The 4,622-nt window shown below is 73.3% G+C and carries 4 protein-coding genes; 3 read left to right on the top strand and 1 reads right to left on the bottom strand.

The window, feature by feature from the left end:
• The first annotated feature begins 388 nt into the window (after positions 1–388).
• Both ACFRCR_RS17075 and ACFRCR_RS17070 read left to right on the top strand, forming a co-directional pair.
• On the top strand, positions 389–1,015 hold the full coding sequence (locus tag ACFRCR_RS17075) for an ASCH domain-containing protein (RefSeq protein ID WP_377679194.1): 627 nt from the start codon (positions 389–391) through the stop codon (positions 1,013–1,015).
• On the top strand, positions 1,012–1,884 hold the full coding sequence (locus ACFRCR_RS17070; protein ID WP_377679192.1) for a PIG-L deacetylase family protein: 873 nt from the start codon (positions 1,012–1,014) through the stop codon (positions 1,882–1,884). The genes ACFRCR_RS17075 and ACFRCR_RS17070 overlap by 4 nt, the downstream gene beginning before the upstream one ends.
• A gap of 123 nt (positions 1,885–2,007) precedes the next feature.
• On the opposite strand, the gene ACFRCR_RS17065 is transcribed toward ACFRCR_RS17070, so the two are convergent.
• Positions 2,008–3,240 carry an ROK family protein gene (locus tag ACFRCR_RS17065; RefSeq protein ID WP_377679190.1) on the bottom strand — a complete coding sequence of 411 codons (1,233 nt, stop codon included), beginning with the start codon at positions 3,238–3,240 and terminating at the stop codon, positions 2,008–2,010.
• Positions 3,241–3,527: 287 nt separating this feature from the next.
• On the opposite strand from ACFRCR_RS17065, the gene ACFRCR_RS17060 reads away from it, so the two are divergent.
• Positions 3,528–4,571, top strand: coding sequence for a 3-isopropylmalate dehydrogenase (locus tag ACFRCR_RS17060; protein WP_138823702.1), 1,044 nt, complete (start codon positions 3,528–3,530; stop codon positions 4,569–4,571).
• The last annotated feature ends 51 nt before the right edge of the window (positions 4,572–4,622 follow it).

Genomic DNA, 4,622 nt, shown 5'->3' with positions numbered 1-4,622 from the left:
GACCCGTCCTGTGCAGGACGGGTCACCCTCCTCCGTGCGTCCGGCTCGCGGCAGTGCCGCTCCGATGCCCGACGGCGTAGCCTCCCCGAAGGCTCGCGTCACGTCGGGTGCGACCCGCCGAGGGCAACGCGCGCTCCTGCCGAGGGTGACGGCCCTGCCCGCCGAGGGTGACGCGCGCGCCTGCCGACGGTGACGGCGCTGCCGCCAGGGACGATGGGTCGGCGCGTTCCGCGGTCACCGTCGGCGTGGTGCGCCGTCACCGCCAGCGGGCTGCATGGTCACCGTCGGCCCGGAGGGAACCACGGGAACAGGGTGGAATCGCCGACACCCCGTCGGTCAAAGCACGACAAGGCGGGCACTCCGGGTGTCCGTGGTCCACCATGGACGTATGAGCCACCACGACGACCGCGGACCGGACAGCACGAACGACAGCGCCGAGCAGGCGGCGCTGCCCGCCACAGGCGACGAGCACCGTGCCGCTCCGGCCGTCCCCGCGGGCGCGGATCCCGCTCGGGACGACGACCCGCGCGGCGAGGAGATTCTCGAGTTCTGGGAGACCGCGCGCGTCCGTGCGGGGGAGGGCAAGGTGGGCGTCGTGACCGGTTTCGGGATCTCGGCGACCGTGCCGCCGCCCGCCTGGTCGTTCGGGGACAACCCCGCTCTCGCCGACGGTCTGCTCGCTGCGGTGCTGTCGGGTGACAAGACCGCGACCTCCTCGTCGCACTGGGAGTACGGCGACGACGTGCCGCTGCCGCTGGTCGGCGAGCTCTCGATCATCCTCGACGGCGACGGGCACCCGCGGGCGCTCATCCGCACGACGTCTGTCGAGGTCGTGCCGTTCGACCAGGTCACGGCCGACTTCGCGGCGGCCGAGGGCGAGGACGACCGGACGCTCGAGTCCTGGCGTGCCGGTCACCGGGAGTACTTCACGCGGGTCCTGGTGGGCCACGAGTTCCGTGAGGACATGCCCGTGGTCTGCGAACGGTTCGAGCTGCGGTTCCCGCGGCAGCGATGAGCCCCTCGCCGCAGGCCGACGTGCTCGCGCCTGCTCCGGGCCTGTTCGCCGACAGGCTGCGGGTCCTCGTCGTCGCGGCACACCCCGACGAGCCCGACGAGTATGTCGGCGGGACCGCTGCGAAGCTCGCGCAGGCGGGCCACGGCGTGAAGTTCCTGTCGTTGACGAACGGTGACGCCGGGCACCGGTCCATGCCGCGCAAGGCTCTTGCGCGCCGTCGGGCCGTCGAGGCGTACGCCGCGGCGCGGGAGCTGGGGGTGCAGGAGTACGAGATCCTCTCCGCCCACGACGGCGAGCTCGAGGCGAGCGTCGCGATGCGCCGGAAGGTCGTCGCCCGGATCCGCCGGTGGCAGGCTGACGTGGTCGTCGCGTTCCACGACGAGTGCCCCGGCCACCTCGACAACCGCGCAGCAGGGCGCCTCGTGCGTGAGGCGGTGGCCGTCGTCGGGCTGGCGAACGTCGTGCCGGACGTCCCTGCCCTGGAGACCCCTCCCGTGTGCCTGCTCATGCCCGACCACGACGCGCTCGCGCACCACCGCCACGACGTGGTGGTCGACGTGAGCAGCACCGTCGAGGCCAAGCTGCGTGCCTGCGCAGCCCACGCCTCGCAGTTCCTCGAGTTCGCGCCGTGGCAGCGTGGTCTGCTCGACCAGGTGCCGCCCGTGGGCGACTGGGGCAGGGTGCGGGAGTTCGTCCTCGAGCACTGGTCGCCGTACCTGCACACCCAGCCGGAGATGCGTGCCGCGGTCTCCGCCGCTGGGCTCGGCGCGGTCGGGGAGTTCGCCGAGTCGTTCCAGCTCGCGGGCTACGGACGGGACACGACGGCGACCGAGATGCGGGCGCTGTTGAGCCGCCCGGGGATCGGGTGAGGGTGCGGCGCGCGGGGTGAGCGGCACCGTCGGGCGTCGTGCGCGACCGGCGACGGGCGAGGGGGGTGAGCGGTGGTCGCCGTCCCAGGCCGCGACCACCGCCCGTCGGGGCAGCGAGAGGAGCTACCCCGAGTAGGAGGGCGCCGGAGCGCCGGTGGTCGCCGTGCCCGCGCGCACCGTCTGGGCCGGCACACCGTGCGCGCCGTGGTCCGAGGGGTGGGTCGAGACGCGGTCGAGGAGGAGTGCGCGGACGTCGGCCGCGACGACCGCCTGGGCGCCGCGGAGGACAGGGTCGGAGGGGGCGAGGGTCGGGGCGATCAGCGCCACGCCCTGCTCGGTGTCCGTGAGGTGGCTGCGGGTCACGTCGGCGAGGCGTTGCCCACCCGCGATGCACGTCGGGCCGCTGAGCACGACGAGGTGCGGCTCGACGACCGCCACGACCGGTTGGACGACGGTGGCGAGGCGGCGGCCGAAGTCCTCGACGAGCGCGACGACCGCCGGGCTGTCCGGGGCGGCGGTCATGGCTGCGAGGTAGTCGGCGTAGCTCTCTCCGGGGACGCCGTGCCGCTCGGCGAGCTCCTCGAACCGGCGGCCTCCCACGAGGTCCTGGAGGTTGACCGAGTGGTCGTCGTAGTCGCGGACGGTCACGGGCACGGGGAGGTAGCCGAGCTCGCCGGCGGCACCGGTGGCGCCGTGGTGGAGCCTGCCGTCGATGAGGGTCCCGAGACCGATGCCGCCGCCGATCCACAGCAGCGAGAAGCTCGCGTCGTCGCCCCGGCCGGCGTCGTGCTCGGCGATCGTGGCGAGGTTGACGTCGTTCTCGATGTGGACGGGGACGCCGAACTCCTGCTCGAGGAGCGAGCGGACGGCGAGGCGGGGCCATCCCGGCAGGTCGCCGACGAGCCAGAGGTCTCCGGTCGTCGGGTCGGCCGCGGCCTGGACCCCTGCGACGACCGCGCCGACCCGCTCGACGGGGACGCGGGCGTCGGCGCAGGCGGCGTGCCATGCGGCGCGGACGTCGCTCACTGCGGTGCGGTCGTCCGAGGTGGGCACCTCGGCGCCGCCGAGGACGGTCCCGTGGGCGTCGACGAGGCGGGCCTGGACCCCTCCGGGAAGGACGTCGAGCGCCAGCCCGACGACGACGTCGGTGCGTGCGGCGTACGTGACCGCCTGCGGGCCGCGTGCTCCTTGGACGGCCCCGGTGGGCTCGATGAGCCCGGCCGACTCCAGGCGCGCCACGATCTGGGAGGATGTCGGACGGGAGACGCCGGTGAGGTCTCCGATCTGCGACCGGGTCATGGGGCCCGTGTCGAGCAGGAGCTCGAGCGCGGCGCGGTCGTTGATCGTGCGGAGCAATCCGGGGGTCCCCGGGACGTGCGTGCGGGACACGGCGTGATGGCCTCTCTGCCAGCATCTTAGGAAAGTTTCCTAAGAGTTGCGTACTCTGGCGGTTTGCGCAAGTCGACGCGCGGTCTGCGCCTACCACCATCGAGCGTCACGCGGGCCGGCACGGACACCATGGGAGCGCGACCAGCCGAGACGTCGACGCTCGGACCGCGAGATGACGCGGATCGCGGCGCTCGACCCGCCCACGGTGTGAGATGGGCGTCCCGAGGGCTGGCCCCGGAGCGTACGGTTCGAGCATGACGCGCAACATCGACTTGGCAGTGGTCGCCGGAGACGGCATCGGTATCGAGGTCGTCGAGCAGGGCCTCGCGGTCCTCGAGGCGGCCCTCTCCGGAACCGACGTCAAGGTCTCCACGACGCCCTTCGACCTCGGTGCGCGCCGTTGGCACGCGACCGGCGAGACCCTCACCGACGAGGACCTCGCGGCGATCCGCACGCACGACGCGATCCTCCTCGGTGCGATCGGTGACCCGACCGTCCCGTCGGGCGTCCTCGAGCGCGGTCTGCTGCTCAAGCTGCGCTTCGCTCTCGACCACTACGTCAACCTGCGTCCCGGCAAGCTCTACCCCGGCGTGAGGTCCCCGCTGGCGGACCCGGGCGAGATCGACTTCGTCGTCGTCCGCGAGGGCACCGAGGGCCCCTACGTCGGCAACGGCGGGGCGCTGCGCGTCGGCACGCCCCACGAGATCGCGACCGAGGTCTCCGTGAACACGGCCTTCGGCGTCGAGCGCGTCGTGCGCGACGCGTTCGCCCGCGCCCAGGCGCGTCCCCGCAAGCACCTGACGCTCGTGCACAAGCACAACGTCCTCGTCCACGCCGGTCACCTGTGGCGCCGCACGGTCGAGGCCGTCAACGCAGAGTTCCCCGACGTCACCACGGACTACCTGCACGTGGACGCCGCCACGATCTTCCTCACGACGAACCCGTCGCGCTTCGACGTCATCGTCACCGACAACCTGTTCGGCGACATCCTGACGGACCAGGCCGCCGCGATCACCGGCGGCATCGGCCTCGCGGCCTCGGCCAACATCAACCCCGACCGCACGGCCCCCTCCATGTTCGAGCCGGTGCACGGCTCGGCTCCCGACATCGCGGGCCAGGGCAAGGCGGACCCCACCGCCACGGTCCTGTCCGTCGCGATGCTGCTCGACCACCTCGGCCTCGCCGAGGAGTCGCAGCGCGTCGAGGCCGCGGTCGCCGCGGACCTCGCCGAGCGGGGGACCCGAGTACGGTCGACGGCCGAGGTGGGGCGCGAGCTCGCCGCCCGCGTCGCCGGCTGATCGGTCCTTCCGACCTGCCGTCGCGCCGCCGTCGGGCCCCTGCTCAGGGGC

It is taken from the genome of Oerskovia sp. NPDC056781 (genome assembly GCF_042789955.1).
GTDB classification, from domain to species: Bacteria; Actinomycetota; Actinomycetes; order Actinomycetales; family Cellulomonadaceae; genus Oerskovia; species Oerskovia rustica.
The sequence above is the reverse complement of the archived record's forward strand: the minus strand, read 5'-3'. Positions and strand labels throughout refer to the sequence as shown.

Coding starts and splice junctions, on each gene's coding strand:
- ACFRCR_RS17075 (WP_377679194.1), top strand. CDS start 389: ATGAGCCACCACGACGACCGCGGACCGGACAGCACGAACGACAGCGCC.
- ACFRCR_RS17070 (WP_377679192.1), top strand. CDS start 1,012: ATGAGCCCCTCGCCGCAGGCCGACGTGCTCGCGCCTGCTCCGGGCCTG.
- ACFRCR_RS17060 (WP_138823702.1), top strand. CDS start 3,528: ATGACGCGCAACATCGACTTGGCAGTGGTCGCCGGAGACGGCATCGGT.